The 24,360-nt window shown below is 73.6% G+C and carries 21 protein-coding genes and 1 pseudogene; 9 read left to right on the top strand and 13 right to left on the bottom strand.

The features are described from left to right. The first annotated feature begins 47 nt into the window (after positions 1-47). Positions 48-1,401, top strand: a pseudogene (locus GTY58_RS23080) (PLP-dependent aminotransferase family protein). Here GTY58_RS23080 and GTY58_RS23085 read toward each other — a convergent pair. Together GTY58_RS23085 and GTY58_RS23090 are read right to left on the bottom strand one after the other, a co-directional pair. Next, positions 1,316-2,215 carry a hypothetical protein gene (locus GTY58_RS23085; protein ID WP_010985838.1) on the bottom strand — a complete coding sequence of 300 codons (900 nt, stop codon included), beginning with the start codon at positions 2,213-2,215 and terminating at the stop codon, positions 1,316-1,318. The pseudogene GTY58_RS23080 and the gene GTY58_RS23085 overlap by 86 nt on opposite strands. A gap of 391 nt (positions 2,216-2,606) precedes the next feature. Further along, entirely contained in the window at positions 2,607-3,137 is a 531-nt protein-coding gene (locus tag GTY58_RS23090; protein ID WP_237528872.1) for a hypothetical protein, read from the bottom strand. 104 nt (positions 3,138-3,241) lie between these two features. On the opposite strand from GTY58_RS23090, the gene GTY58_RS23095 reads away from it, so the two are divergent. From GTY58_RS23095 to GTY58_RS23110, 4 genes are all read left to right on the top strand, one after another. Continuing rightward, positions 3,242-4,501, top strand: a complete 1,260-nt coding sequence (locus GTY58_RS23095) for a PP2C family protein-serine/threonine phosphatase (RefSeq protein ID WP_010985840.1) — start codon at positions 3,242-3,244, stop codon at positions 4,499-4,501. Between the two features lie 75 nt (positions 4,502-4,576). After that, positions 4,577-5,326, top strand: coding sequence for a response regulator transcription factor (locus GTY58_RS23100; protein WP_010985841.1), 750 nt, complete (start codon positions 4,577-4,579; stop codon positions 5,324-5,326). 2 nt (positions 5,327-5,328) lie between these two features. Further along, positions 5,329-6,453: a HAMP domain-containing sensor histidine kinase gene (locus GTY58_RS23105; RefSeq protein ID WP_010985842.1), complete on the top strand. Its 1,125-nt coding sequence runs from the start codon at positions 5,329-5,331 to the stop codon at positions 6,451-6,453. Positions 6,454-6,535: 82 nt separating this feature from the next. Further along, on the top strand, positions 6,536-7,678 hold the full coding sequence (locus GTY58_RS23110; RefSeq protein ID WP_010985843.1) for a hypothetical protein: 1,143 nt from the start codon (positions 6,536-6,538) through the stop codon (positions 7,676-7,678). Positions 7,679-7,717: 39 nt separating this feature from the next. Here GTY58_RS23110 and GTY58_RS23115 read toward each other — a convergent pair whose 3' ends face one another. Next, positions 7,718-9,718 (bottom strand): Ig-like domain-containing protein, encoded by a 2,001-nt coding sequence (locus GTY58_RS23115; protein ID WP_037647840.1) that lies wholly within the window; start codon positions 9,716-9,718, stop codon positions 7,718-7,720. Between the two features lie 173 nt (positions 9,719-9,891). After that, on the bottom strand, positions 9,892-10,047 hold the full coding sequence (locus tag GTY58_RS39760) for a hypothetical protein (protein ID WP_010985845.1): 156 nt from the start codon (positions 10,045-10,047) through the stop codon (positions 9,892-9,894). A gap of 154 nt (positions 10,048-10,201) precedes the next feature. Here GTY58_RS39760 and GTY58_RS23120 point away from each other — a divergent pair, with 154 nt between their 5' ends. Next, positions 10,202-11,545: a helix-turn-helix transcriptional regulator gene (locus tag GTY58_RS23120; RefSeq protein ID WP_010985846.1), complete on the top strand. Its 1,344-nt coding sequence runs from the start codon at positions 10,202-10,204 to the stop codon at positions 11,543-11,545. A 314-nt stretch (positions 11,546-11,859) separates the two neighbouring features. On the opposite strand, the gene GTY58_RS23125 is transcribed toward GTY58_RS23120, so the two are convergent. The 5 genes from GTY58_RS23125 to GTY58_RS23145 form a co-directional block, all read right to left on the bottom strand. Beyond that, positions 11,860-12,081: a hypothetical protein gene (locus GTY58_RS23125; protein ID WP_010985847.1), complete on the bottom strand. Its 222-nt coding sequence runs from the start codon at positions 12,079-12,081 to the stop codon at positions 11,860-11,862. Positions 12,082-12,151: 70 nt separating this feature from the next. Beyond that, positions 12,152-13,774 (bottom strand): transglycosylase domain-containing protein, encoded by a 1,623-nt coding sequence (locus GTY58_RS23130; RefSeq protein ID WP_010985848.1) that lies wholly within the window; start codon positions 13,772-13,774, stop codon positions 12,152-12,154. Continuing rightward, positions 13,771-14,445 (bottom strand): hypothetical protein, encoded by a 675-nt coding sequence (locus tag GTY58_RS23135; protein ID WP_010985849.1) that lies wholly within the window; start codon positions 14,443-14,445, stop codon positions 13,771-13,773. The genes GTY58_RS23130 and GTY58_RS23135 overlap by 4 nt, the downstream gene beginning before the upstream one ends. Then, positions 14,442-14,879, bottom strand: a complete 438-nt coding sequence (locus tag GTY58_RS23140) for a sigma factor-like helix-turn-helix DNA-binding protein (protein ID WP_010985850.1) — start codon at positions 14,877-14,879, stop codon at positions 14,442-14,444. The genes GTY58_RS23135 and GTY58_RS23140 overlap by 4 nt, the downstream gene beginning before the upstream one ends. Further along, positions 14,876-15,700, bottom strand: coding sequence for a L,D-transpeptidase (locus GTY58_RS23145; RefSeq protein WP_063774016.1), 825 nt, complete (start codon positions 15,698-15,700; stop codon positions 14,876-14,878). The genes GTY58_RS23140 and GTY58_RS23145 overlap by 4 nt, the downstream gene beginning before the upstream one ends. A gap of 151 nt (positions 15,701-15,851) precedes the next feature. Between GTY58_RS23145 and GTY58_RS23150 the strand changes: the two genes are divergently transcribed. The 3 genes from GTY58_RS23150 to GTY58_RS23160 are packed head-to-tail and all read left to right on the top strand — an operon-like array spanning position 15,852 to position 17,445. Continuing rightward, positions 15,852-16,355 (top strand): SigE family RNA polymerase sigma factor, encoded by a 504-nt coding sequence (locus GTY58_RS23150; RefSeq protein WP_037647843.1) that lies wholly within the window; start codon positions 15,852-15,854, stop codon positions 16,353-16,355. Further along, a complete protein-coding gene (locus GTY58_RS23155; protein WP_048894374.1) occupies positions 16,345-17,130 on the top strand; it encodes a L,D-transpeptidase in 786 nt (261 codons plus the stop codon). The genes GTY58_RS23150 and GTY58_RS23155 overlap by 11 nt, the downstream gene beginning before the upstream one ends. A gap of 36 nt (positions 17,131-17,166) precedes the next feature. After that, positions 17,167-17,445 (top strand): ribosomal protein L7/L12, encoded by a 279-nt coding sequence (locus GTY58_RS23160; RefSeq protein ID WP_037647783.1) that lies wholly within the window; start codon positions 17,167-17,169, stop codon positions 17,443-17,445. 249 nt (positions 17,446-17,694) lie between these two features. On the opposite strand, the gene GTY58_RS23165 is transcribed toward GTY58_RS23160, so the two are convergent. The 4 genes from GTY58_RS23165 to GTY58_RS23180 all read right to left on the bottom strand — a co-directional run bounded on the left by GTY58_RS23165 (position 17,695) and on the right by GTY58_RS23180 (position 24,357). Then, positions 17,695-18,078, bottom strand: coding sequence for a hypothetical protein (locus tag GTY58_RS23165; RefSeq protein WP_010985855.1), 384 nt, complete (start codon positions 18,076-18,078; stop codon positions 17,695-17,697). A gap of 700 nt (positions 18,079-18,778) precedes the next feature. Beyond that, complete coding sequence (locus tag GTY58_RS23170; protein ID WP_010985856.1) at positions 18,779-19,471, bottom strand: RES domain-containing protein; 693 nt, start codon at positions 19,469-19,471, stop codon at positions 18,779-18,781. A 300-nt stretch (positions 19,472-19,771) separates the two neighbouring features. Then, positions 19,772-22,090 carry a benzoate transporter gene (locus GTY58_RS23175; RefSeq protein ID WP_010985857.1) on the bottom strand — a complete coding sequence of 773 codons (2,319 nt, stop codon included), beginning with the start codon at positions 22,088-22,090 and terminating at the stop codon, positions 19,772-19,774. Further along, positions 22,087-24,357: an ATP-binding protein gene (locus tag GTY58_RS23180; RefSeq protein ID WP_010985858.1), complete on the bottom strand. Its 2,271-nt coding sequence runs from the start codon at positions 24,355-24,357 to the stop codon at positions 22,087-22,089. The genes GTY58_RS23175 and GTY58_RS23180 overlap by 4 nt, the downstream gene beginning before the upstream one ends. Positions 24,358-24,360: the final 3 nt, after the last annotated feature.

A 24,360-nucleotide genomic window follows, 5' to 3' on the forward strand; every position in this document is an offset into this window, starting at 1 on the left:
CAATAAGATCTTTGCCCTCGGTGCAATCCGGCGAAGGGGGACCCGGCATGGCGGAGGACTACCGGCGGATCGCCGACCGGATCGCCGCGGACATCGCGTCCGGACGGCTCGAGCCCGGCAGGCGGCTGCCCCCGCAGCGGGTGTTCGCGCGCCGCCGCGGCATCGCCGGGTCGACCGCCGGACGCGTGTACGGCGAACTCGTACGCCGTGGCCTGGTCGTGGGGGAGGTCGGACGCGGCACGTTCGTACGGGCGTCCCCGCTGCCCTCGGGCCGTGCGCTCGCCGAGCCGGCGACCACCGCGCCGGTCAACCTGGAGCTCAACTACCCTTCCGCGCCCGGTCAGTCGGAGCTGCTGGCGGCCGGTCTCGCCCCGCTGCTGCGCCCCGACGTCCTCGCCGAGGCGACCCGCACGGCGTCCGCCGCGGGCACCCGGGCCGCCCGCGAGGCCGCGGCCGGACTCCTCGCCACGGAGGGCTGGCGACCGGCCCCGGACCGGCTGCTGTTCGCGGGCAACGCCCGCCAGGCCATCGCGGGCGCCCTCGCGTCGCTGGTTCCGCCGGGCGGCCGACTCGGCGTCGAGTCGCTCACGTATCCGCTGGTCCGGGAGATCACGGCGCGGCTGGGCGTCGAGCCGGTCCCGCTGCCCATGGACGAGCAGGGCCTTTGTGCCCGACGCGCTGGCCGCCGCCCACCGTTCGGCGCCGCTCGCGGCCGTGTACGTCCAGCCGACGCTCCACAATCCGACATCGGTGACCATGCGGGCGGACCGGCTGCGCGAACTGGCCGACACCGTGAGGGACTTGGGGCTGCCGGTCGTCGAGGACCGCATCTGGTCGTTCCTCCAGGAGGACGGCGACCCGCTGGCCGCGTACGCCCCCGAGCGCACGTACGTCGTCGACGGACTGTCCAAGCGGGTCGCGCCGGGGCTCACGGTCGGGTTCCTCGTGGTGCCGGAGGACCCGGAAGGGCCGGAGGAGGGGGCGGGGCGGGACGAGGCCGCGGCCGCCGGGGCGCTGCGGTCGGGCGGGTGGACGGCGGGGCGGTTCGCGCTGGAGGCGGCGGTGCGGTGGAGCGGGGACGGGACGGTCGCCCGGCTGGTCGCCGCGAAGCGGGCGGACGCGGCCGAGCGGCAGCGGCTGGTCGGCGAGCACCTTGCCGGGTTCACCGTTCGGGCCGATCCGCGGGCGTACTACGCCTGGTGGGAGCTGCCCGAGCCGTGGCGGGCGGACACGTTCGCGGCGGCGGCGGCACGGCGGGGGATCGCGGTGACACCGGGGCCCGCCTTCGGGGCCGGCCAGGGTGCGGCGGACGCCGTCAGGCTCGGGCTCGCGTCGGTTCCGCCGCCCGAACTGGCGCGGGCGCTGCGGACGCTCGCCGGCGTCGCGTGTACACGCCCGTGAGCCAGGCGGCCAGGGCGACCGTCAGGCCGAGGGCCAGCAGCAGCCAGCAGACCGTGCGCAGCGTCTCGGTCAGGGCGTCGTAGATCGCGCCCGCGGCCGGGCGGGAGGCGCCGGGCGGCAGATCCGCGAGGGTCAGCCGGCGGCCCACGGCGACCGCGCCGGCGAGCGACGCTGCGCCGAGGGCCGTACCCAGGCCGGTCGCCAGCACCGCGCGGCGCCGGCACACCGCCGCGAGGATGCCCGTGAGGGCGAACACGACCGTGGCGACAGGCAGCCAGAATCCGGCGATCTCGAGCACGTGGAACCCCTTCCGGAGCGTGGCCAGGTCCCGGGTCCCGAGCAGGGTGATCTCGGTGTGTTCGACCGGGATGCGGTCCGCGAACGGCACCTGGTCCTCGACGAGCTGACGCTTCATCCGCTCCGTGGCGGGCGCGAGGTCGATGGTGACCGGGCGGTCGCCGTCGCTGCGCAGGGCGCGCATCACGGCGTCGTACGCGGCGAGGTTGGCGGTTCCCCAGGCGGTGCGGAAGGCCTCGGTGCCGGTGAACGAGCGCACCGCGTCGTGCACGAAGGAGCGCACCGGCTCCTGGAGCGGCGAACCCACGTGCACCTCCCGCATGATGCCGTCGGTGACGGCCGCGGCGACCGCCTCCCGCACCTCGGCGTCGGCGGCGAGCGGCGCGGTCGTCGCCTCGTACCGGGCGCTGTCCTCGATGCCGTACGTCGCCCAGGCCGCGAGCGCGCCGAGCGGCGCGAGCAGGCAGGCGAGGCCGATGAACACGGCCGACAGGGCGCTCCGTACGCGTAGAGACACCCTTCCAGCGAAGCCCGCGCGGCCCGTCGCGGCGACCGGTTCGACTGCAAATGGGTGCGTATGACAAGCCGAACGGGGGGCAGGCCGGGGTGGCAGGACGCCACCGGGGTCCGCAGGTGCCCGCGGCCCCGTCGATTCCGGGCTCCGGTGGAGGGCTCACCCGAACGGGTGTTTCCTGGAGGTGGGGAACGGAGGGCGATCAGCTCCCGGGACCTGGTCCCGGGTGGTGGGTGAGTGAGGGAGACACGCGGGGCTCCGGCACAGTCGTGCCGGGGCCCCGCGCGCCAGGTCCGGGCCGTCGGGTTCGGGGCCGGGTTCGCGCCGTCGGGTCCGGGCCGTCGTCCGGCACGCGCCGGGTTCGCGTCGTCGGGTCCGCGCCGGGTCCGGGCCGTCACGTCGCCGGGTGGCCCTCCGTGCTCACCGGGGTGCTCACCGGGCGGCCCTGCGCGTTCACCCGGTGGCCCTGCGCGTCCTCGTGCGTGTAGAAGCGGTAGAACGCCACCGCGAACACGCCCGCCGCGACCGCCAGCGACATGAACACGGACCGCAGGACGGACGCGCCGGTCTGGCTGTAGATGAAACCGAACGCGCAGCCCGCGAACGCCGTCCACAGCAGCGCGTGCACTTCGCGCCGCAGATGCGAGGCCGTCTTCGCCACGCCCATCCAGGCCGCCGCGAACACGAAGGCGCACACGAAGCCGAACAGGATGTTCCAGCCCGTGATCGGTCCGGTGTCGCGGTTGATGGCCGCGGCCCAGAAGCCGTAGACGAGCCCGAGCACGACGGGCACCGCCCATCTCGCGGTCGCGTGGACGCGCTCGTCGAAGATGTCGGGCGTGCCCGGTGCCCCGGAGATGGCTGTGCGTGGTGTCCCCGACAGGGGTGTGCGTGGTGTCCCTGACGCGGGTGCCGCATGAGCCATGGGAGCACTCCTCTCTCCTCGCCCCCGCACTCCAGGGCACACCCCGCGGTGACGGCTGGCAAGTCGGGATGCGGCACGGACCGGCCCGTGTTTCGCTGGGCCCCATGAACAGGCGGTCCGGCGCAGGTCAGCAGCGCCGTGCCCGGCGTTCTTCGCTCGATCCGCGGCCCCCCGGCGCCGGGGGGCCGGACGCCGTTCAGCGGCAGAAGCTGCTGCGCGTGCGCGGCCGCAGCGTCGCCTGGATCCCACCGGTGGCCCTGCTCGCCGCGATCGCCGCGTTCGACTGGAACACCACGGGCGAGTTCCGGGTCATCTCCTGGGTCGTGCTCGTGCCCGGTATCGCCGCCGCGATCTGCGGCGTGTGGGGCACGCTGGTGATCGCCGCGCTCGCGCTCGGCACGTTCGTGCTCGAGGACAACTCCTGGCCGCACCAGTACCAGACCGGACTGCCCGACTTCATCCTCGTCGTCGCGGGCGGGGCGCTGGCCGTCCTCGCCTGCGTGGTGCGCGTCCGCGGCGAGCAGCGGATGCTGCACATGCGGGACATCGCCGAGACCACCCGCAGCACCGTGCTGCGCCCGCTGCCGCCCGGCTGGGGCGACCTCGAACACGCCGCCGTCTATCTCGCCGCCGACAGCGAGGCCCGCGTCGGCGGCGACTTCTACGACATCCAGCCCGGCCCGCAGGGCACGCGGCTCCTCCTCGGCGACGTCCAGGGCAAGGGGCTCGGCGCGGTGGCCGCGGCGGCGGCACTCCTCGGCACCTTCCGCGAGTCGGCGTACCACGAGCCCGACCTCGGCACGGTCGCCGCCCACCTGGAGGTACGGATGGCGCGGCACGTCCGGTACTGCGCGGCGGTCGGCCGGGACAATGACGCCGACGCCGACCGTTTCGCCACGGTGGTGCTGGTCGGCTTCCCGGAGACGGACCCCTCGTACGTGGAGGTCGTCAACTTCGGGCACGAGCCGCCGTTGGTGGTCACCCCCGAAGGGGTACGGTCCCTGCCGGCCGGCGAAGGCCTCCCCGCGGGCTTCGGCGAGCTGGCCCACGGGGCGACACCGCCCACGCTCCGGGTGCCGCTCACTCCCGGTGAGACGCTGCTGCTGGTCACGGACGGGGTGACGGAGGCGCGCGACGCGGCCGGGGAGTTCTACCCGCTGCGGGAACGGGTGGCCGGCGCGGTCGCCGCCGACCGGCGCGTCGCCGAGCCCGCGCGCCTGGTGCGCTACGTCCGTGACGGCACGCTGCGCCACTGCGGCGGCCGCCTCGACGACGACACGACGATCTTCGCGGTACGCCGGCACCGCCGCGAGGAACGTTCCGCACGCAGCCCCTTCACGTCCGTTCCGCCCGGCGCCCCCTGAAGCGCAGTCCTTACGAAACGCGGACGTCGGGCCGCGCGGACCGCACCGCCCCGGACCCGGTGCGACGCTGGACGTATGCAGCAGCCGTACGAATTCCGGGGGGCCGAGGCGGTGGAGCGGGGCGCCGGAGCCGGAGCCCGCGTGCTCGTCGTCGACGACGACCCCACCGTCGCCGAGGTCGTCTCCGGCTACCTCGACCGCGCCGGGTACGTCGTGGACCGGGCCGAGGACGGCCCCACCGCGCTCGCCCGCGCCGCGGCGCACTGGCCCGACCTGGTGGTGCTGGACCTGATGCTGCCCGGGATGGACGGCCTGGAGGTGTGCCGGCGGATGCGCGGCCGCGGGCCCGTGCCGGTCATCATGCTCACCGCCCGCGGCGACGAGGACGACCGCATCCTCGGGCTCGAGGTGGGCGCCGACGACTACGTCACCAAGCCCTTCAGCCCGCGGGAGCTGGTCCTGCGGGTGGAGTCCGTCCTGCGCCGCACCCGGCCCGTCACCGCCCCGCGCCCCCTGCACGCGTCCGGTCTCGCCCTCGACCCCGCGGCCCGCCGCGCCACCAAGGACGGCGAGGAACTCGCCCTGACCATCCGTGAGTTCGACCTCCTCGCCTTCTTTCTCCGCCATCCCGGCCGGGCGTTCAGCCGCGAGGACCTGATGCGCGAGGTGTGGGGCTGGGACTTCGGCGACCTGTCGACGGTCACCGTCCACGTACGCCGGCTCCGGGGCAAGGTCGAGGACGACCCGGCGAGACCCCGTCTGATCCAGACGGTGTGGGGCGTCGGATACCGCTTCGGCACCACGCCCCGCCAGGAGGCGGTCTGACCATGCACGACATGCTGCTGATCGCCCTTTTCGCCTTCCTCGGCGCCGCGGCGGCCGGGCTGTGCGGGGCGGGGGTGCTCGTGCTGATCCGGCGGCGGTCGCTCACCGTGTCCCTCGCCGTGGTCTCCGCCGTCGCCGTGACCGCGATGCTCGCCGGGACGCTGGCCGTGGCGTGGGCGATGTTCCTCTCGGCGCACGACCTGACCGTCGTCACGACCGTCGTCGCGATGGCCGCCGTCGTCTCCCTCGCCACCGCCCTGCTCCTCGGCCGCTGGGTCGTCGCCCGCAGCCGTGAACTCGCGCTCGCCGCCCGCTCGTTCGGCGACGGCGGCGACTTCGCCGCCCCCGACGGCCCGGCGACCGCCGAACTCGACGCCCTCGCCCGCGAGCTGGCGGCCACCAGCGCGAGGCTCGCCGAGTCCCGCGACCGCGAGCGCGCCCTGGAGTCCTCCCGGCGCGAACTCGTCGCCTGGATCTCCCACGACCTGCGCACCCCGCTCGCGGGCCTGCGCGCGATGTCGGAGGCGCTGGAGGACGGGGTGGCCGCCGACCCCGACCGCTACCTCCGCCAGATCCGCACGGAGGTCGAGCGCCTCAACGACATGGTGGGCGACCTCTTCGAGCTCTCCCGCATCCACGCCGGCACCCTCGCCCTCTCCCCCTCCCGCATCTCCCTGTACGACCTCGTCGGCGACGCCCTCGCGGGGGCCGACCCGCTCGCCCGCGAACTCGGCGTACGCCTGGTCGGCGACCGCGTCGAACCCGTACCGGTCGAGGTGGACGGCAAGGAGATGAGCCGGGTCCTGGGGAACCTGCTGATCAACGCGATCCGCCGGACACCCGCCGACGGCACGGTCGCGATCGCCGCCGAGCGCTCGCCGGGCGGTGTCGTCCTGTCCGTCACCGACGGCTGCGGCGGCATCCCCGAGGAGGACCTGCCGCGCGTCTTCGACACCGGCTGGCGCGGCACCCACGCGCGTACACCCCCCGCGGGGGCCGGGCTCGGGCTCGCCATCGTCCGCGGCATCGTGGAGGCCCACCAGGGGCAGGCCGCCGTACGCAACATCCCCGGCGGCTGCCGCTTCGAGGTGACACTCCCGACGGCGCGGGCACAACCCCAGCCATAGCCGGGCGTTTGCTCGCTCTCCGTCGCCCCTTCGCAGGCGCAGCGGTTACCGTGCAGACGTACGTGATCGATGGGGAGGAACGATGCCCGGAACCGTGCTGCTGCTCGCGGCCTCGCCGGCGGGCAAGGGGTGCCTGGTGGACGCGGCCTCCGTGCTCCCGGTGCTCGCGGCCGTCGCCCCGTCGGTCCTGTCCGGCACGGACACGGCGAACGTGGTGGAGCTGGCGGACCCGCTGGAGCCACAGGCGGTCCTCACCCGGCTGCGCGCCGCGGCGACCGCCCCCGGCCCGCTCACCGTCTTCCTCGCCGGTCAGCTCCAGCTCGACCGCCGCCAGCATCTGCCGCATCTGGCCCTGGCCCGTACGACGCCGTCCACGGTCCGCTACACGGGTTTCCCCTGGCACTGGATCCGCGAGGAACTGCGACTGCGCCCGCCGGGCACGACGACGCTGTTCGTGGACCTGCACGCGGACGCGGAGACCTGGCAGCACCTGCGCACCGGTCCGCTCGACGCGGGCCGGGCCGCCGCGCTCTACGGACGCGTCGCCCCGCCCCCGCCGCGCCGCACGGTGGCGCCGCCGGCGTACATGAAGGCGGTCGCGACGATCCTGCGCAGCGGTCACCGTCCCGAGCCGGGGGTCCTGCACGAGCAGGCGCTGGGCCGCGTCGCCCACGAGGGTGGTCACGCGGACATCGTGCTGACGCCACCCGGCGGGGGCGCGGCCCTTCCCGGCGGCTTCGTCCCCGGGCCCGCGTACCCGCCCGAACAGCCTCGCCCGCGCACTCCGGACGGGCCGGCCGCGGCGGACGTCCACGCCACGATCGCCGCCGCCGTGCGGGCCGGGCGGCACGGTGAGGCCGACGCGCTCGCCGCGCAGTGGGAGCAGACGGCCGCGAGCACGCACGGCGCCGCCTCCGAAGAGGCACTGCACTGGCGGGAAGTACGCGCGGATCTCGCGATGTTCGCGGGCGACGCGGCCCGCAGCTGCCGCGCCTGGCTGACCGTCGCCGGCACCCGGCTGGCCGCCGGACAGGCCCCCGCGGACCCCGCCGTCGAGGCGGCCGTCGACCGGGCACACCACCAGTGGGGCCGGATCGACGACCCGGCGCGGGCCCGTGAACTCGGGCCCGCGCTGGCCGACCTGCGGCTGCGCGTACCGGGCCGCCGCGAGGGCGCCCTGGACCATGTCCAGCAGCATCTGCGGCAGCTCCAGACGCAGGGCTGAATCAGCGGGTGTGACCCGACGTGATTCAGCGGGTGTGACTCAGCTGGTGAAGATGAGGTACTTCCAGCTGCCGTACGTCGTCGAGTTCACGTTGTCGCCCGACGAGTTGTTGATGTACGCGGACCGGAGCCGGAAGCGGATGCCCGTCGACGGGGTGCCCTCCAGGGTGACCGAGGACTTGCCCGAGGCGCTCAGCGCGAAGTACTCCGACGCCGTCTCGTGCCAGGCGCCGTTGTAGTACGCCTGGACCGTCAGCTTCTGCTTGCGGTTCGGGTACGCCGTCATCGTGGTGTTGACGACGGGGTCCTTGGACTTGTGGAAGTAGGAGTACGTGTGGCCCCAGGCCGACTTGGTCTTGTAGAAGCCGCTGAGCGACGTGGAGACCTTGACCTTGGCGCCCGCCGTGCTGGCCGCCGTCTTCGGCGCGTAGCGCGCGTCGCCCGCGAACTTGGCCGTGACCTTGGTGTCACGGGTCAGGTCGAGGGTGACGGACAGGTTGCCGTCGGCGTTGACCGTGCCGGACTTCACCAGCTTGCCCGGCTTGTCGGAGCCGTACGGGTCGGCCCAGAGCTCGACCGCGCGGTTCTTGTAGGTGGTCCCCAGGTGCGCCGTGAACTTCACGTCGCTGCCGTACGCGTACACCTTGCCGTCGTTGTTCAGCGTCAGCGTGGGCGTGCTGCGCGAGACCTCCACCGAGCCCGTGGCCGTGGCGCCCGAGTGACTCGCGTCGCCCGCGTACGTGGCGGTGTAGGTGACCTTGCCGCCGGCCGGCGGGGTGTCGCCGAACGTGTACGAGCCGTCGGCCGCGACCGTCGCCGTGCCGACGGGCTTGCCGCTCGGCGACTCCATGTCGGTGCGGGTGACGGACACCGTCGCGCCGGCCGGCAGCGCCTCGGCGGACGTCAGGGTGCCGCTGACGGACAGGGCCTTGCCGCGGGTGGCCTTGACCGGCGCGACCATGGTCAGGCTGGTGGCCGCCTTGGTCGGGTCGTCGAAGACGCGCAGCGAGTAGACGTCCTTGTCGTTGTACGACACCGCGAACAGGCGGCTGCCGTCCGGCGACCAGGCGAGTCCCGAGCCCGCGAGCGTGTCGGCGCCGCTGCTGGTGCCGGTGTTGGGGAGGTCGTACTGCCGTACGGGCGTCGAGACACCCGGCTTGAAGACGTGGACGTCGGGGTCGTACCAGGAGAAGGTGCCCGCCGCGACCGTGCCGTCCGGGGCGATGTCCACCGCGTTCGGGTAGGTGTTCGTCTGGTACCTGCCGTCCGCCGACAGGTCCGAGATCTTGTACACGGCCTGGTAGTACGGGGCGCCGCTGGCCGTGACGACGTCCTTGCCGTCCGGGGTGACCGCGAGGTCGGACAGGTTGCCGCCGCCGGTGTTGCCCGGGTCGAAGGCGTGCGCGGTGAGCGTGGCCGTGCCCGACGAGACGTCGTACACGCCGAGCACCACCGGGCTCTGGCCCGGCGCGCCCGCGACGAGTGTGCCCGGGGCGCCCGCGGAGGAGCCCAGGATCGGCGCGTCGTACCAGGTGCGGTTGGTGTCCTGCTTGAGCGTGACCACGGGGTCGGCGCCGGACAGGTCGAGCGAGCCGATGTTGCCCTCGCCCGAACCGCCGTAGCCGAACCAGAGCTTGTCGCCCGCGAGGGCCGGGTACTCCGGGCCGGTGCCGGCGCCCGTCGGGTACCTCTCGGCCTCGGTGGCCGTCGCGGTGTCGATGGCGACGATCGCGTCGGCGCCCGGCACCGCCGCGTAGAGCGTGCCCGAGTCGGCGGACAGTTCGAGGCCGCGCGCGCCGGGCAGCGAGTCGACGGTCCCGAGGACCGTGCCCGCGTAGTCCGTCGCGACGACCTTGCCGCCGGCCGGGTCGCTGATGAAGACGCGCTGGTGGACCCCGTCCACCACGACGTCACCGGTCGAGCGGACCGGGAGGAGCGTGCTGCTGTCGGCCAGCGCGGGCGCGGCCGATCCGACCGCGAGCGCGGCCGAGCTGAAGAGGACCGCGAGCGCCGTCGCGGTCGGCAGGGTGCGGATACGCACGATGATTTCGAACCCCCAGGCACGAAATAGATAAGGAGGCCCGTCCGCGCGCGTCGTGTGCAGGTCGTCGTGCCCCCGCATGAGGTCGTCCTTCACTCCATGCGAAACCTGTGAGCCGCGTGTGACGGGTGAGCGAAGACTAAGTCATGCCACTGACAACCTGGTACGCGAGGTCAGGGGGTGGGGGCGAGCCGGGAGTGCGACGCCTCGTGGGCGGGCGGGGTGGCGGCCCGCGCGGGGCCCGCGTTCGCGGCCGCCACGAGCGCGGCCACGGCGATGACGGCCGCGGCGGCACTCCGGGAGTAGCGGGCGGCTGTTCGTCTGAACACGGCGACCTCGCCTCGCATCAGCAGCGCATTAAGCAGGTTTAATGTGCGGCTTAACGTAGGGGCTGTGGGAGCCGAACGGCAAGGGGGACAAGGGGAGTTGGAATAAAAGTCAAAGTCGGGCAGGTGTAACTCCACTTAATGGCATGCTTGATCCATGGCGGACCGCGACGAGCCGGAGATCATCGGCCGCAGAGTGCAGCGGCTGCGTGCCGAGCGCGGGCTGACCCAACGGCAGTTGGCCGAGCCGGCCTACACGCCCGCGTACATCTCCACCCTGGAGGCCGGCCGCGTCCGCGCCTCCGAGCCCGCGCTGCGGCACATCGCCGACCGGCTCGGCGTCGCCTACGAGGAGCTGGCCACCGGCCGCCCCGCCCACCTCGCCACCGCGCTGCGGCTGCGGCTGACCGACGCCCAGCGGACGCTGGCGACGGGTGAGGCCGAGGCCGCGGCGGAGCAGTACGCGGCGCTGCTCGCCGAGGCCGTGGAGCACGGGCTCGCGGCCGAGGAGGCGGCCGCGCTGCTGGGTCTCGGCGAATGCGCGACGGAGGCCGGTGACCTGGTGACCGGGCGGCGGCGGTTCGAGGAGGCGGAGCAGCGCCTGGGCGACGCCCCGCTGCCGCTGCGCGTCCCCGCCATCCGCGGCCGGGCGGTCTCCCACTACCTGGCGGGCGAACTCCGCTACGCCGTCTACCTGCTGGAGTCCACGCTCGACGAGCTGAACCGGACGGGACTGCACGACCCGGACGCGCTGCTGCTGCTCTACGCCAGCGTCATCGGCCCGTACATGGACATGGGCGCCCACGCGCGGGCCGCGCAGGCGGCCGAGTTCGCGCTCGCGCTGGCGCCGCAGGTCGGCGACCCGGCGCTGGTCGCGCGGATGCACCGGTCGGTGGCCCGGACGATGCTCGCCGAGGGGCGCGCCGCCGAGGCCGACGCGTCCCTGGTCAAGGCGGCCGAGCTCTACCGGCAGCTACAGATCCGTACGGAGCTGGCCAACTGCCACTGGATGCGCGGCTACCTCCACGCCCAGAACGGCGAGCTGGAGCGCGCCGAGGGCGAGCTGCGGCAGGCGCACAGCATGCTCGCCGCCCAGCGGGCCGCGCTCTACAGCAGCCAGGCGGCCGTGGAGCTGGCGGACGTGCTGCACCGGCGCGGCAAGTCGGACGAGGCGGCGGCCCTCCTGCACGAGGTGCTCGGCGACCTCAGCCCCGAGCGGGGCGCGGTCCACTCGGCCGGCGCGCACCGCCTCCTCGGCATCATCGCGGAGGACGCCCACGACACGGAGGCGGCGGAGGAGCACTACGTACGCGCACTGAGCCTGCTGGAGCGGGCGGGCGCGGCGGGCGACCTGGCCGACCTGTGCCGGATGCTGGGCGACCTGCTGCGGCGCTCGGGACGGGTGGAGGCGGCCCTGGACGCGTACCGCACGGGCCTCGGCCACCGCACGGCCCCGGGCACGACGACCCTGGGCCCGGCCCCGGCACAGCCGCCGCTGTGACATCCCGCTCACGGGCGACGCACGACTGCGACCGAGGTCACGACCACGGGCACGGCGTCACGACCAAGGTCACGACCTCGACCATGGGCACGGACCACGGGGTACGGGCACACCACCGGCCCCCGCAACGCGATCCAAGCCGACGAGAAGTCACTGATGGGCAGGCAGCCGTCGGGCGCCTGTGCGGCCGTCGGACCCCTGTGAAGAACGCTGAGAGGCGTCGGGGCACGCCAGGGCGCGCGTGGACGTGCCCTTCGCGAAGGCGCCCGAGTTGTTCGGGCGCCCGCGGGTGTTCCGTGGCCGGTCGGAGCCGGTCAGAGGCTGTGCATACGGGTGTAGGGGGTGAGGATGCGGGCCTGGCTGGAGCCGAAGTCGACGAGCATGGCGATGCCCTCCTCGACACCGACGATCGTCCCCAGACCGAACTGGTCGTGCGACACCCGGTCTCCGAGACCGAAGTGCTTGGCCTCGGGGGCGACCGGGGCAGCGAAGGGGCTGGTAGGCAGGTGGCGCCGGGGCGCGGAAGGCTTCGTCATCGTGACTCCAGTATGGGCCCTCGGCGGACATACGCCAGAGTCGGCGGCCGTCCGTTATCACCTCGTGTACTCACGGGAGCCCGGCGGGGGGTACTTCGAGGGTCTTGGACGAGACGCTCTCGGTGAGTCCGGCGGCCAGGTACGGGGCGGTGTCGGGGAGGTGCGCCGGGCGGGCCGGGCGCTTTCCCGCGGCCGGATATTCCGCGAAAAGGGCCACCGTGACGCTCAGGCGGCCGCCGGAGGTGGTCTGCCAGAGGGTCCGCGCGCCGGGGCCCGAGCCCGCGCCGCCGGAGAAGTGGCCCACGGCGCCGGCGGCGCCGGTGTACTTCGTCAGCATCTGTGCCTGCACCGACGCCACGACCCGCCGCGTGTCCGGGCGCGCCGTGTAGCTCGTCCGGCCGCCACGCGTGATCTTCGCGACCGTGTACGGCTTCGCGTAGGTGCCGCCCGCCACCGTCGCCGCGTACGCGGAGGCCAGCCGGAGCGGGGACGGCGCGGCCGTACGGGAGAGGGCGGCGAGGGGGCCGGTGAACCGGACGGCCCTGAACGGGTCGAGGGCCGTACCCGCCTCCACCGCTCCGTTCACGGCGTCGTTGAACGGCTGACGGGCGTAGTCCGCGCCCCCGTACAGCACCCGCACCGCGCCGTCCCCCGGGACCAGCGCCACGACGGCCGTGTGCAGCCGGGTGCCCTTGCGGGCCGCCGGGGCGCCGCGCACCTGCTCCGCCGTCGCCTGCTGCGCCGCCAGGTCGAACGTCGTGCGGACCGTGTAGCCGCCGCGGGCCAGCTGGTCCGCGGTGATGCCGAGCCGGTCGGCGGCCTCCGTCGCGGCCGCGTCGATCAGATACTGGCGCTGGCCGTCCGTGTTCCCCGGCGGATAGAACCGGAAGGCCGGGAACGCGGCGGCGAGACGCTCCTTCGCCGTGATCGTGCCCGACGTCCGCATGCCGTCCAGGACCCACGACCAGCGCTTCTCCAGCGTCGCCGTCACCTTCGCGTCCGCGCCGGCGCGCTCGTAGTACGACGGCAGGTTGATGATCGCCGCGAGCGCCGCGCCCTGGGCGAGCGTCAGGTCCTTGGCGTCCACCCCGAAGTAGTTGCGCGCCGCCGACTCGATGCCTGCCGCGCCCCGGCCGAAGTACACGGTGTTGAGGTAGCCCTCCAGGATCGAGTCCTTGGAGCGGGTGCGGTCCAGTTTGACCGCGATCAGCGCCTCGCGGGCCTTGCGGGAGAGCGACTGCTCCGGGCTGAGCAGGGCGTTCTTCACATACTGCTGGGTGATCGTCGAGCCGCCCTGGCGCGCGCCGCCGCTCAGCGTGGACACCGCCGCGCGCACGACGGCGCTGGGTGAGATCCCCGAGTCGGTGCGAAAGGAGCGGTTCTCCGCGGCGATCACCGCGTCCTGGACATGGCGGGGGACCTCGGAGAGCGGGACGTCCTGGCGGTCCACCGGGCCGCGCCGGCCCAGGTACTCGCCGTCCGCGTCCAGGAAGACCGTGCTCTGGCTGACCGTCTCGGGGTGCGGCTCGGGGACGCCCGTCAGCAGGTACGCCACCACGACCGCACCGCACAGCAGCATGATCAGCGCGAGCACCGCCGCGAGTGCGCGGCGGATCCAGCGCTCCCGGCGGCGACGGGTGCGGACGCGGCGGGGGATCCGACGCCGTCGGCCCTGCTCCTCGGGGGCGCTCATGATCCGTCTCCGCTCCGCGCGAGAACGGCGCCTCGCGCGTCGTACATCGTGACCCGTACCGTCGCGAACAGCCGCTTCCCGGCGGACTTCGGCTCCGGCGCGATCGCGTACCAGACGCTCCAGCCGGGACTGCCCGCCAGTGTGAGCAGCGTGCCCGCCGTCGTGCCGGACGGTGTCTCCACCTCGGCGCGGGCCGCCTGTCCCGTGCCCCGGTAGGTACCGGAGAGGAGGAAGCGGTCGTGCACCTCCTCCAGCCGGAGGGTGACGGCGGGGCCGCCCGCTCCGCGGCTCTCCTCGGGCAGGGACACCCCGGAGCCCGCCGGCGTCGACCAGTGCTCCCCGTCCTTCGCCAGCCACAACTCCGCCCCGGGCAGCGGCTGTACGCGCTCGCCGGCCGCGACCACCCGCACGGCCTTGCCCGATACGGAGGCGGAGGGCGCCGTCGCGCCGTCGGGCGCGGTCGGGGTCAGGCGCCAGGAGACGTAGGCGAGCGGGGCGAGCACCAGCAGACAGCCGGTCACCAGCGCCGTCGTACGGCGTCTGCGCCGCCGGGCCCGGCCCTCCCGCTCGATCTCCGCCAGCGGGACGGGGGACGGCATGACGTCGTCCGCCATGCGGGCGAACGCCTCGCGCAGCTCGGCGTGGTGCGGGGGCGGGACCGTACGGCTCATCGGGGAACTCCGGAGAGGGGAAGGGCGCTGAGGGCCGCGAGGCCGCGCCGGGCGTACGACTTGACCGTGCCGACCGAGCAGCCCAGCGTCTCGGCGATCTCCGCCTCGGCCAGGCCCTCCCCGTGGCGCAGCACCAGCACCACCCGCTGCCGGGCGGGCAGCGCGGCCAGCGCCCGGGCGAGCGGGGCCGGTGCGGGCGCGGGGCGTCTGCGCCTCAGATGGGCGCGCACCAGCGTCCGCCGTACGTGGAAGTCGGCGTCGTCGCGCGGGATGCGCCGGCGGCGTGCGTACGCGTCGGCCAGCGCGGTCCGCGCCAGGTCCGCCGCCTCGTGCGGGTCGCCGGTGAGGAGGTGGGCGGTGCGGACCAGACGCGGCCAGGCGTGGGCGGCGTACGCGGCGAAGTCCTCGCGTGGGGAGGGGGGTTGCGGGGTCACGTCAGTGCGCTGCCTGCCCGCCAGTCGTCCCAGTCCACGTTCCGGTCGCCGTAGCCGTTGCCCGGCGCGACCGTGTCCTTGGAACCGACGACCTTCACCACGTCACCGGGGATCACCTCGTCGTAGAAGCGCTTCGCCGTGCCGTCCGTGGCGAGGCCGACACAGCCGTGGGTGACGTTCTGGCGGCCCGCGTACGTATGGGCCTTGGGATTCTGGTGGAGGTACGTGCCCGAGGCGGTGAGGTGGACGGCGTAGGAGTAGTAGTCCGCGTACGCGTCGCCGTAGCCGACGGTCCGCGCGTCCATGAAGACGCTGGTCGCCTTGTCGGAGACGACCATCGTGCCGTTCCAGGTGTCCATGCCGGGGGCGCCCGCGCTGATCGGGACCGTGCGGGTCGCCCCGTCCTTCACGACCTTCATGGTGTGGGTGCGCACGTCTACCGTGGCGACGAGCGAGCGGCCGACGGTGAAGTGCCGGGTGATGCCCGCGCCGGCCCGGACGGTGACCGTCAACTGCCGTTCGGTACGGGCGCGTTCGGCCGCCGCTACCGGGTGGTCGAAGGTCACGGATACCGGCATGCCGACGCCCACGGTCCGGCCGTCGGCGATGTTGATGCGCGCGCCGCTCAGCCTCTCCAGAGCCTTGGGGGCGGTCTTGTGCGTGACCGCGGAGGCCGGCCGCCGGGCCGTGTCCGCCCGGGTGTCCGCACTCTGCGCCTGCGCGCCCGGCGAGCAGCCCGCGAGCCCGAGCGCGCACACGGCGGCGGCCCCCGGGGCGGGCGCGAGACGGCCGGTCCTGCTTCTGTCGGCTCTGGTGGTCATCGTTGTTCCCCCCGCGGTGTGTTTCGATGTGCGGCGTACGGGACCTGTACGCACGGCGAAGTCGGCCGGGTTGCAGGGGAATGCGGAAAACTCGTGGCGGGGGCCTGACGGAGGGCGTGGCAGGGGCATGACGGAGGGCCGGGCGGGGGGCATGACCGAGGAAGAGTTCGACGCGTTCTACGCCACCGCGTTCCCTCGCCTGACCGGCCAGCTCTACGCCTTCACCGGGGACCACGGCGAGGCGCAGGACGTCGTGCAGGAGGCGTTCGTCCGGGCCTGGGACCGGCGCCGGGAGTTCCTCGCGGACGGGGCGCCCGAGGCGTGGATACGGACCGTGGCGATGCGGCTCGCGGTGAGCCGCTGGCGCCGGGCGCGACGCTGGCTGGAACTGGTGCGCCGTAATCCGCCGCCGGAGCACACACCCGGGCCGGGCCCCGAGCGCGCCCAACTGGTGGCGGCGCTGCGCAAACTGCCCGAGGTGCAGCGGATGGCGGTGGTGCTGCACCATCTGTGCGACCTGAGTGTCGAGCAGGTAGCCTCCGAAACCGGTGCTCCCGTGGGCACGGTCAAGGCCCGGTTGTCCCGGGGCCGGGCCGCACTGGCGCGGGAACTGGCCACCGGCGACGGGGAGAGGGAGGACGACCGTGTCCGATGACCTCACCACGGAGCTGCGCGAGCTGGCCGAGTCCGGCGAGGCCCTGCCGGTCGTGCCGGGGGCGGAGATCCGCCGCCGGGCCGGAGCGCGCAGGCGCCGCCGTCGTACGAGTGCCGCGGTGGGCGGCGCGGCGGCCGCGCTGACGCTGGGGCTGGCGCTGGTCCTGAACCTCGGTGGTCCGGGGGCCGAGCGGAAGCCGTCGCCCGCCGGGCGCCCGACGAGTACGCCCAGCACCCAGGAGGCCCCCGTCGCGACCGTCCGGCTCGCCAGCCGGATCCTCAGCGTCGACGGCCGCACGCTGTTCGTCTCGCCCGGCACCGCCCGGAGGGACACGCCGACCGGGCGGCTGACCGTCGCGGCCAAGTACGAGGTCAAGCTGGTGTCCGGCGAGGACATCGGCTTCAAGGGAACGTACTCCTACAAGGTTCCCTGGATGGTCGAACTGCGGGCGGACGACGGTACGTCGGTGTACCTCGGAGGCCTGTCGTCCGATGAGAAGGCACCCGGCAACTACGACACCACCCGCGGCTGGATCGGCCTGCGCGTCGTCGACGCGAAGTGGCTGTACGGGCGGCTGGCCGTCGGTGACGCCGTGAACATCGACGGCACCGCCTCCCCGGCGGACTCGGCCACGCCGGACCCGGCCGGGGTGGACACGGCCACGACGGAAACGGCCACGGGGGGCCCGGCCGCGGCGGGGTCGGCCCCGGAGGCATCCGTCCGTATCTCGCCGACCACGGTGACCCCCTCCCCGACGGCACGTAACGGCACGTAGGGGAACCTGTCGGTGCGGATGAGCGTCTCGCCAGCCATGGAAATACTTGGTTTCTTCGTCGTCTTCGCGCTTGTGCTGGCCGGTTTCGCCGGAGTGGAGAGCAAGATCGGCCGAGCCGACCGCAGAGTCGCCCGCGTGGAGAAGAAGCTCGACCTGATCCTCGACCACCTGGGGATCGACCATGTGGACCCGCGCATGGAGCGGGTCGACGCCCTCCTGCGCGACGGCAGGAAGGTCGAGGCGATCAAGACCTACCGCGAACTCACGGGCGCGGGCCTGAAGGAGGCGAAGGAAGCGGTCGAGCGGATGGGGTAGGAGGGGGCGCGCGGTAGCCATCGTCCCGGCCCCCACGCGGGCAGTCTCCGTCCCGACGACACCACGGTCGACCTGCGCGGCGTCGAGTCGAGTCATGTCGTGCCGACGACCCGCTCCGGCGATCACAGCCGCCTCGTGGATCCCTTCCGCAAGTCCGCCGGGGCCCTCGCCCAGGCCACCGGGGCACCCGCAACCACCTGAGAGAACACCTGGTCACAGCCACCCCGCCGACCTGAGTCCGCCGCTCGGCTAAAGGTCGCCCTTGATATACGAGCGAGCCGCCGCCATGACGTCCTTGTGGCGGTCCTCGGCGATGGCCTGGACCGGTGAGTCGTCCTCGAGCTGCGGGTTCATGCCGATCATCCAGGCGCGTGCCGTGTGCGGATTCTCGGCGAGCGCGATCATTCGGAACACCTGGTATGCCGCCCGTAGTCGCAGTTCGGAGTCGATGCGCGGGCTGTTCTGGCCACTGCACCACTTGCCGACCTGCTTGGGGTCCTCGATGCCTGCGACGAACGCGGCCAGCCGCTGGCCGAAGTTCTCCTGCAAGAAGCGCGCGATGTCGGCGACGTTCTTCTGCACGGTGTCGGCGTGGGCGGTGGACTCGGTTCCGGTCTCTCGCAGGGTTTCCATGGTCTCCTCGTTTCCCCGTCGCCGTCCGGCGCTTCTGGCGCCTCGGCCGAGGGTGGTGGGCGGCGCTGCCGTCGGGCCTGACTCAAGGAGATGAGTTTCAGGGATGCCGTGGCCGTCTCGCCGACACGATCGATCCCCGTGTCATCGATCCGGTGTCGGGGCGGGCACTCACGGCTTTCGGGCAGGCCGTACGTGATGGGTGGTCACGGATGCGCGGGCTACGGCGCTGCGAGTGGTCCGTGGGATTCCATGCCCATGAGGCGACGGCTGGGCACGCTGCTGCGCCAGAGGAGTTGATGGCGCGTCAGTATCTGTGGGGCGGGAACGAGTGTGATGACGGCCGGCAGCGGTGGGCCGACGGGTAACCGGTGAATGCTCAACATTGCTTCTCCTCAGTCGTGTTGAAGAAAGCCTACCCCTCGGAGGGTTGGTCACTCCACCGTTTTCCCCCCTTGAATCCCCCGTCAAATCCCCCCCGAATGGCGTGATGTGAAGCGTGAACAGGGGTTTTTCCGTGTCGGGTCGGCGATTCTGTGACGCATCCCGGGCAGACGTGTGACAGAGCTCCGCCCGATCGGGCGACGGTGGTACCGCCGATCGCCGCGTCCGAGGCGGTTGCGGAGCGGTCAGGAGGAGCCGGGAGGGGTCCGGGGGGAGTCCGGGAGGCGTCCAGGAGGCGTCCGGAGGGGCCGACGGAGGCTCAGAAGAGCTTCAGCCCGAACTCCGCCGCGACCTTGCGCAGGGCGGTGTCCTCCAGCCGGATGGGGCGCTGTTCGGCCGTTTCGAGGTCGACGTCGCTCAGCACGGCCCAGCAGCGGTGTCCGCCGTATCCGGAGCGGTACGCGATGCCCTGGGCCAGGCGGTGGCCGGCCCGGTTGCGCTGGGCGACCGTCCAGGCCGCGATCTGGCGGGCGATCCGGCGGTCGCGTCCGTGGATGTGGTCGTCGGTGAGGGGGCTCGCCACACCCCACGCCTCGAACTCGTTGTGGAGTTCCTTCGAGAGGACCGCGCGGGTGGCCTCGGAGTCGACGTCGAGGAACCACGCGTCCTTGGCGGGCACGAGCCTGATCAGGATGTGGTCGTCCCGCCAGCCCGAGCCCAGCCGGCCGAGCCCCATGTTGCCGGACTGGTTGTCCCAGTGGTTCCCGATGAGTCTGCGCATCTTCGGCTGGACTCTGAAGCGGGTCAGGGCCTCGGCGTAGCAGCCTGCCGGGTCGGAGGCGCAGTAGAGCATCCCGTAGGTGGCGAGGCTGAAGCGGCCGGCGCTGGAACCCTGACTGGTCTCGGGTTCCAGCCGGTTGTACTCCACGGGGTGGCCCTTCTTGCCCAGGCGCCACACGCCGCGCTCCGGCGCGGGGACGAGGGTGACGGGGGACTCGTCGGACGAGTGCATCAGGCCCTCACCTCCGATGTGATCACGGGTGCGGGCGTTGAGCCTCGTACGGTGTGGAGCGGTAAGTGGGCGGTGGTCACCGCCGACGGGGCGCGGTTCATACGTCCTCGCTGCTGAGCTGGTGGGTGCGATCGGTTCGCACGGTCAGGGGCCCGGAGTGCCGGGCGGTCGAAACGCTGCGCATGTTCCTCCGGAACATGCGGGCGATCATTCTTTCGCAGTGGGCGGACGCGGGTGTCCACTTCGGCGGGCCGGCGGGGGCGCGAGAGGGGGGCGCCGAGGCATTTGGGCGGCGCACACTCACCTCAATCGCTCCAGGCGTACGTCGAACATGCATACGCCCGCGGTCCCGGCGGCCAGGAGAACGGGGTGCTCCGTGAACGGTTCGCCCGTCTGCCGGGCGGCCAGGGTGCTCAGCGGATTGCCGGTCACGATGCGCAGCAGATGGGTCCGGGCGGCGACGTCCCACAGGTGGATGGTGCCGCTGGGGCCCGCCGCGGCCAGGCAGGGCCGGCCGGCCGGGGTGTGGAAGGACGCGAGCGCGGTCACGGCTCCGTCGCGGGCGTCGAGCGGGTCGCCGACGGGCTGCCGCGTGGTGGGATCCCAGAGGCGTACGGTGCCGTCCTCGCCGCCGGACGCGATCAGCGCGGCCTCGTCCGGATGCGGTGCGACCGTCGTCACGGCGTGCACGACCTGCTGGCCGCAGTGGACCGGCCCCCCTGACGCCCGCCGGGTGCCGGGATCCCAGAGCCGTACGGTCCCGTCGGAGCCGGCCGACACGATCAGCGCGTCCTCCCCGGTGCCGAGCAGCGTGACGTCACGGACGCTCAGCGCGTGGTCGTCCCAGTGGGCCAGCTCCAGCCGGTCGCCGAGGTGCCAGAGGCGTACCGAGCCGTCGGCGCCGCCGGTGGCCAGCAGGGTCGCCCCGGCGTGCGGGAAGGCGGTCATGGCCTGAACGGGCAGGCTGTGGTTGAGGAGTGTGCCGCGCAGGCTCGGGGTCACGGCGTTGCCCGCGTACAGGGACCAGAGCCGCACGGCGGCGTCGCTGTGGGCCGTGAGCAGGACCGGGTCGCCGTGCACGGTGGCCCAGGCGAAGGCCGTCACCGGGGGCTCGCCGGCCGGAAGGGACACATGGCGGCCCGTGCGTACGTTCCACAGCGCGGTCCCCGCCCCGTCGGCGACGGCTGCCAGCAGGGCGGGGACGACGGTCGGACCGGGCAGCGCGGCCGCGGTCACCGGCCGGCGCACGGGACGCCGGGGGCGGGTGCCGTGGCCGGCGAGCTTCCAGCGGCGCAGGGTGTGGTCCGCGGCGGCCGAGACCACCAGCTCCTGCCCCTCGCCCGGCAGCGTGGTCAGGGCGACCGGGGGATCCGTGTGTCCTTCGAGGGCGCCGCCGACCGGCCGGCCGGTGTCGGCGTCCCACACCCGCAGCGTGTGGTCGAGGCCCGCGGAGACGACGGTTTGCCGCCCGTCCACGGCCAGGGTGGTGAGGGCGATGACCGGTCCGTCGTGCGCCGGCCCCGCCGCGACCGTCTCGTGGCCCGTCGACACGTCCCAGAACCCGAGGTACCCCGAGTCGTCGCAGACGGCGTACCGGCCCCCGGACGGCAGGGCCACGACGGCCCGCACCTCGCCCTGGTGCTCCGAGATGTGGACGACGCCCCGCCCCGGCCGCCAGACGACGACCCGCCGCCCCTGAGCGATGACCAGCGCCGTGCCGTCGGCCGTGGCGAGGGGCGTCAGGATCGCCGGTGCCGGGTCGAGGGCCGGCAGCGGAGTGTCGGCCGGCTCGAAGGTGACGGGGTCCAGGGCGGTGAGGTGGCCGTCGCTGTGGGCCACGAGGAGGAACCGCGCGCCGTCCGCCGGTTCGAACAGGGCGAGGGCGCTGACCCAGGTGTGCGGGCGGCGTACGGGCTCGACGAGCTGCTGCCCGCGGGTGCTGTGCCAGACGCGTACGGCCCCGTCGGTGCCGCCGGACACCAGCAGGTCGTGCTGGAGCGGCAGCAGGTGCTGGATGGCGCCGCCGTGGGTGTGCAGCGGAGCTCCGGCCGGTGTGCCGTTCGCCTCCCACATGCGGATCGTGCCGTGGCTGTCCCCGCTGATCAGCAGGGTCCGGCCGGGGGCCGTCGTGGTGTGGGCCAGCGACTCGACGAGGGTGTCCGAGACGGCCAGGACGTTGTCCGGTGCCGTCCAGTCGCTCCACAGGGGGGTGATGCGCGAGCCGGCCAGCCGCCGCTCGGACACCGGCCGCGCGGTGAGCGAGAGACGGCGGCAGGTGGCGGTGTGGTGGGCCAGGTGAAGGCTCGTCAGACGGGAGTCCGGGTCGGCGTCGCGGACGAACGGCTCGATGCCCGCCCAGGCCTCCAGCCAGTCCTGCTGCTGGGTGGCGCCCGTCTGCCGCAGCAGGATGCGGACGTTCCTGCTCGACTCCCAGGGAAGTATGGCCAGGGGCACATGGGTGTCGTCGAGCACGCGGCCCCGGGCGGCGTGCTGGGCGAGATGACGGCTGAGGTAGGGATGCGGCGGAATGGTCGGATCCTCGGCGACCAGCTCGGCCAGCGCCTTCGCGATCAGCCGGTGCGCGTCGTCCGGGGAGTCCCAGGCCCTGGCGTCGCTCATACGGCGTCCCCCGACAGGTCGGTCAGCAGGTCCTGCCGGGGGTCCCGGAGGATCTCGGCCAGTGCTTCGTGGACCGGCCGGTACACGAACCGCTCGTCCTCGTGGTCGTGGGCCAGATATCCGGAGAGCCGGCGCAGCAGGCTGTCGATCATCCGGTCCGGTTCCTCGATCGGCCGCCCGAGGAGGGCGCCCGCCATCGCCGGCCACACGTTCGACCAGGGGATGCCGGCGCCCAGCGCGAAGGCGCTGGCCCGCAGCAGTGCCAGCGCCACGTCCGCCGGAAGCCCCTCGTCGGCCGCCAGCCGCAGGTCGCGTCGCAGCAGGCCGATGGTGCCCGCCTGCAACAGGTCGAGCCACCGCGGGTCGGCGGCCAGGACCGCCGGATCGGTGGTCTCCCTCAGCTGCTCGCCCGCCAGCCGGGCGTCCAGGAACGAGGGCCACACCCGGTCGGCGACGGCTTCGGCGGCCCGGCGCGTGCTCTCGCTCCCGCAGTCCTTCGGGCCGATGAGCGCCTCGACGTAGGCGGCGATGTCGTCCCGGCTGCCGGTGTCGTCCGTGCGCAGGACCGACGCCGTGGGGAAGATCTCGCACAGCGCGGCGAGCAGGCCGGGTTCCTGGGTGACGGGCGGCCGGGTGAGGGCGGTGCGCGGGGCGGATCCCCGGGGGGCCGCCAGATGCGCGGGGGGCCGGCTGCTGCGTACCCCGATGAGCAGCCGGAGGTTGCGCCGCTGCCCTTCGGGTTCCGCGGGCTGCCGCGCCGGGCCGCGCTGGCCGGGCAGGGGAGCCGAGGGAGCGCAGTGGGCGTTCAGCGGGGCCAGCACGTCGCGGACGATCCGGAAGGGCTCGTACGCCTCGTCGAGGCCGTCGACGACCAGGGTGAGCGTCTCGCCGGGCTCCGCCAGGTGGGTGTCCAGCTGGGTGCCCCAGAGGTCGACGGGATCGTCCGTGGGCCCCAGGGGGCGCGGTGCGACGCCGAGGCCGAGCAGGAGGTCGCGCAGGACGTCCGCGGCGGAGCGGTGCCGGGCCAGTACGGCGACGGACACCGAGTTCTCGGGTGGAACGGTCCGCGGCGAGGCCGACCTGACGGCGTCGGCGTAGTCGGCGTTCTCGCGGAACAGCGGATCGCTGAGGGTCACGGCCCGGCCGAGCACGGCCGACTTGCCGCTGCCGGCGGTTCCGGTCAGCAGGAGCACTCCCTCCGGGCGGGTGAGGAAGACGGCGAGTTCGCGGTTGAGGCGTTCGCGGCCGCTGAAGTACCAGCCGGGGTCGGCCTCCTGCGGGCGGCCGCTGGCCCGGTCGAGCCAGATGTCGATGTCCTCGGCGGGCGTGGCGACCTGGCGGCGCGCGGGCCCCACCAGCTGCCGTCTGGGCCGGTAGCCGGGATTGGGCAGGCAGGGGGTCAGCACGGTCTGGCCGCCGCCGTCGATGATGCGCCGCAGCCGGTGCCTGCGCCGCTCGGTGTCGCCCCGTAACTCGCTCTCGAATTCCGTCATCAGATCGCCGACGCTCAGCCAGGGCGTGGTGATCTGGGCGTTGGTCCGCAGCCGTCGCAGGACCTGGCGCATCACGGACGGGAAGCGCCCCACCTGGACCAGCTGGTCCTGGGCGCAGGTGGCGATGACGTCCAGGCTGCCCTGTTCGCGCCTGCTCTGCCGGATCTCCTTGTGCAGCTCGCTCAGTTCGCCGGCGATGGCCTCCGCGTAGCAGGTGTTGACGATGACCAGGACGTGCTCGGCCCGGGAGTCGAGGGCGGCGGCGACGATCTCGCTGGTGCGGATGGCCGTGGCCAGCTGACGCCGCAGCTCGGTCTTCGGCAGTTGCAGGAAGTGCGTACCGGAGGCGCCCAGCTTTCCGTGTCCGGTGACGAACAGGACCAACGCCTGGCCGCCCGTCTCGCGTACCCGGGCCTCGTGCAGGAACCTCTCCACGTCGTAGCGCTCGTGAAGCTCCGGCTGGACCACCCGGTGGAACGGCTCGTCGGCCTCGGGGTCGCACCACCAGTCGGTGACGACGGAGAGCTGTTCGTCAATACCGGCCGTGAAGTCCTCGTCCCCGTCCGGGTATTCACGGACGGCGACGGTCAACAGGGTGCGCTGCGGGGGTGGTTCGTCCCCCGTCCGCGCCCCGGGGTCCCCCGTCCGCGGCTCCGTGGCCCCCGTCCGCGAACCCGTGTTCCCGGCCTGCGTACTGGTGTTCCCCGCCGCCCGCCGTTCGTCCTCCGCCGGTGTCCCGTCGATCCTGACAAGCCCGCCCGCCCGCCGTCGCATGCT

This window comes from Streptomyces sp. SID5469, assembly GCF_009862865.1.
Lineage (GTDB): Bacteria > Actinomycetota > Actinomycetes > Streptomycetales > Streptomycetaceae > Streptomyces > Streptomyces avermitilis.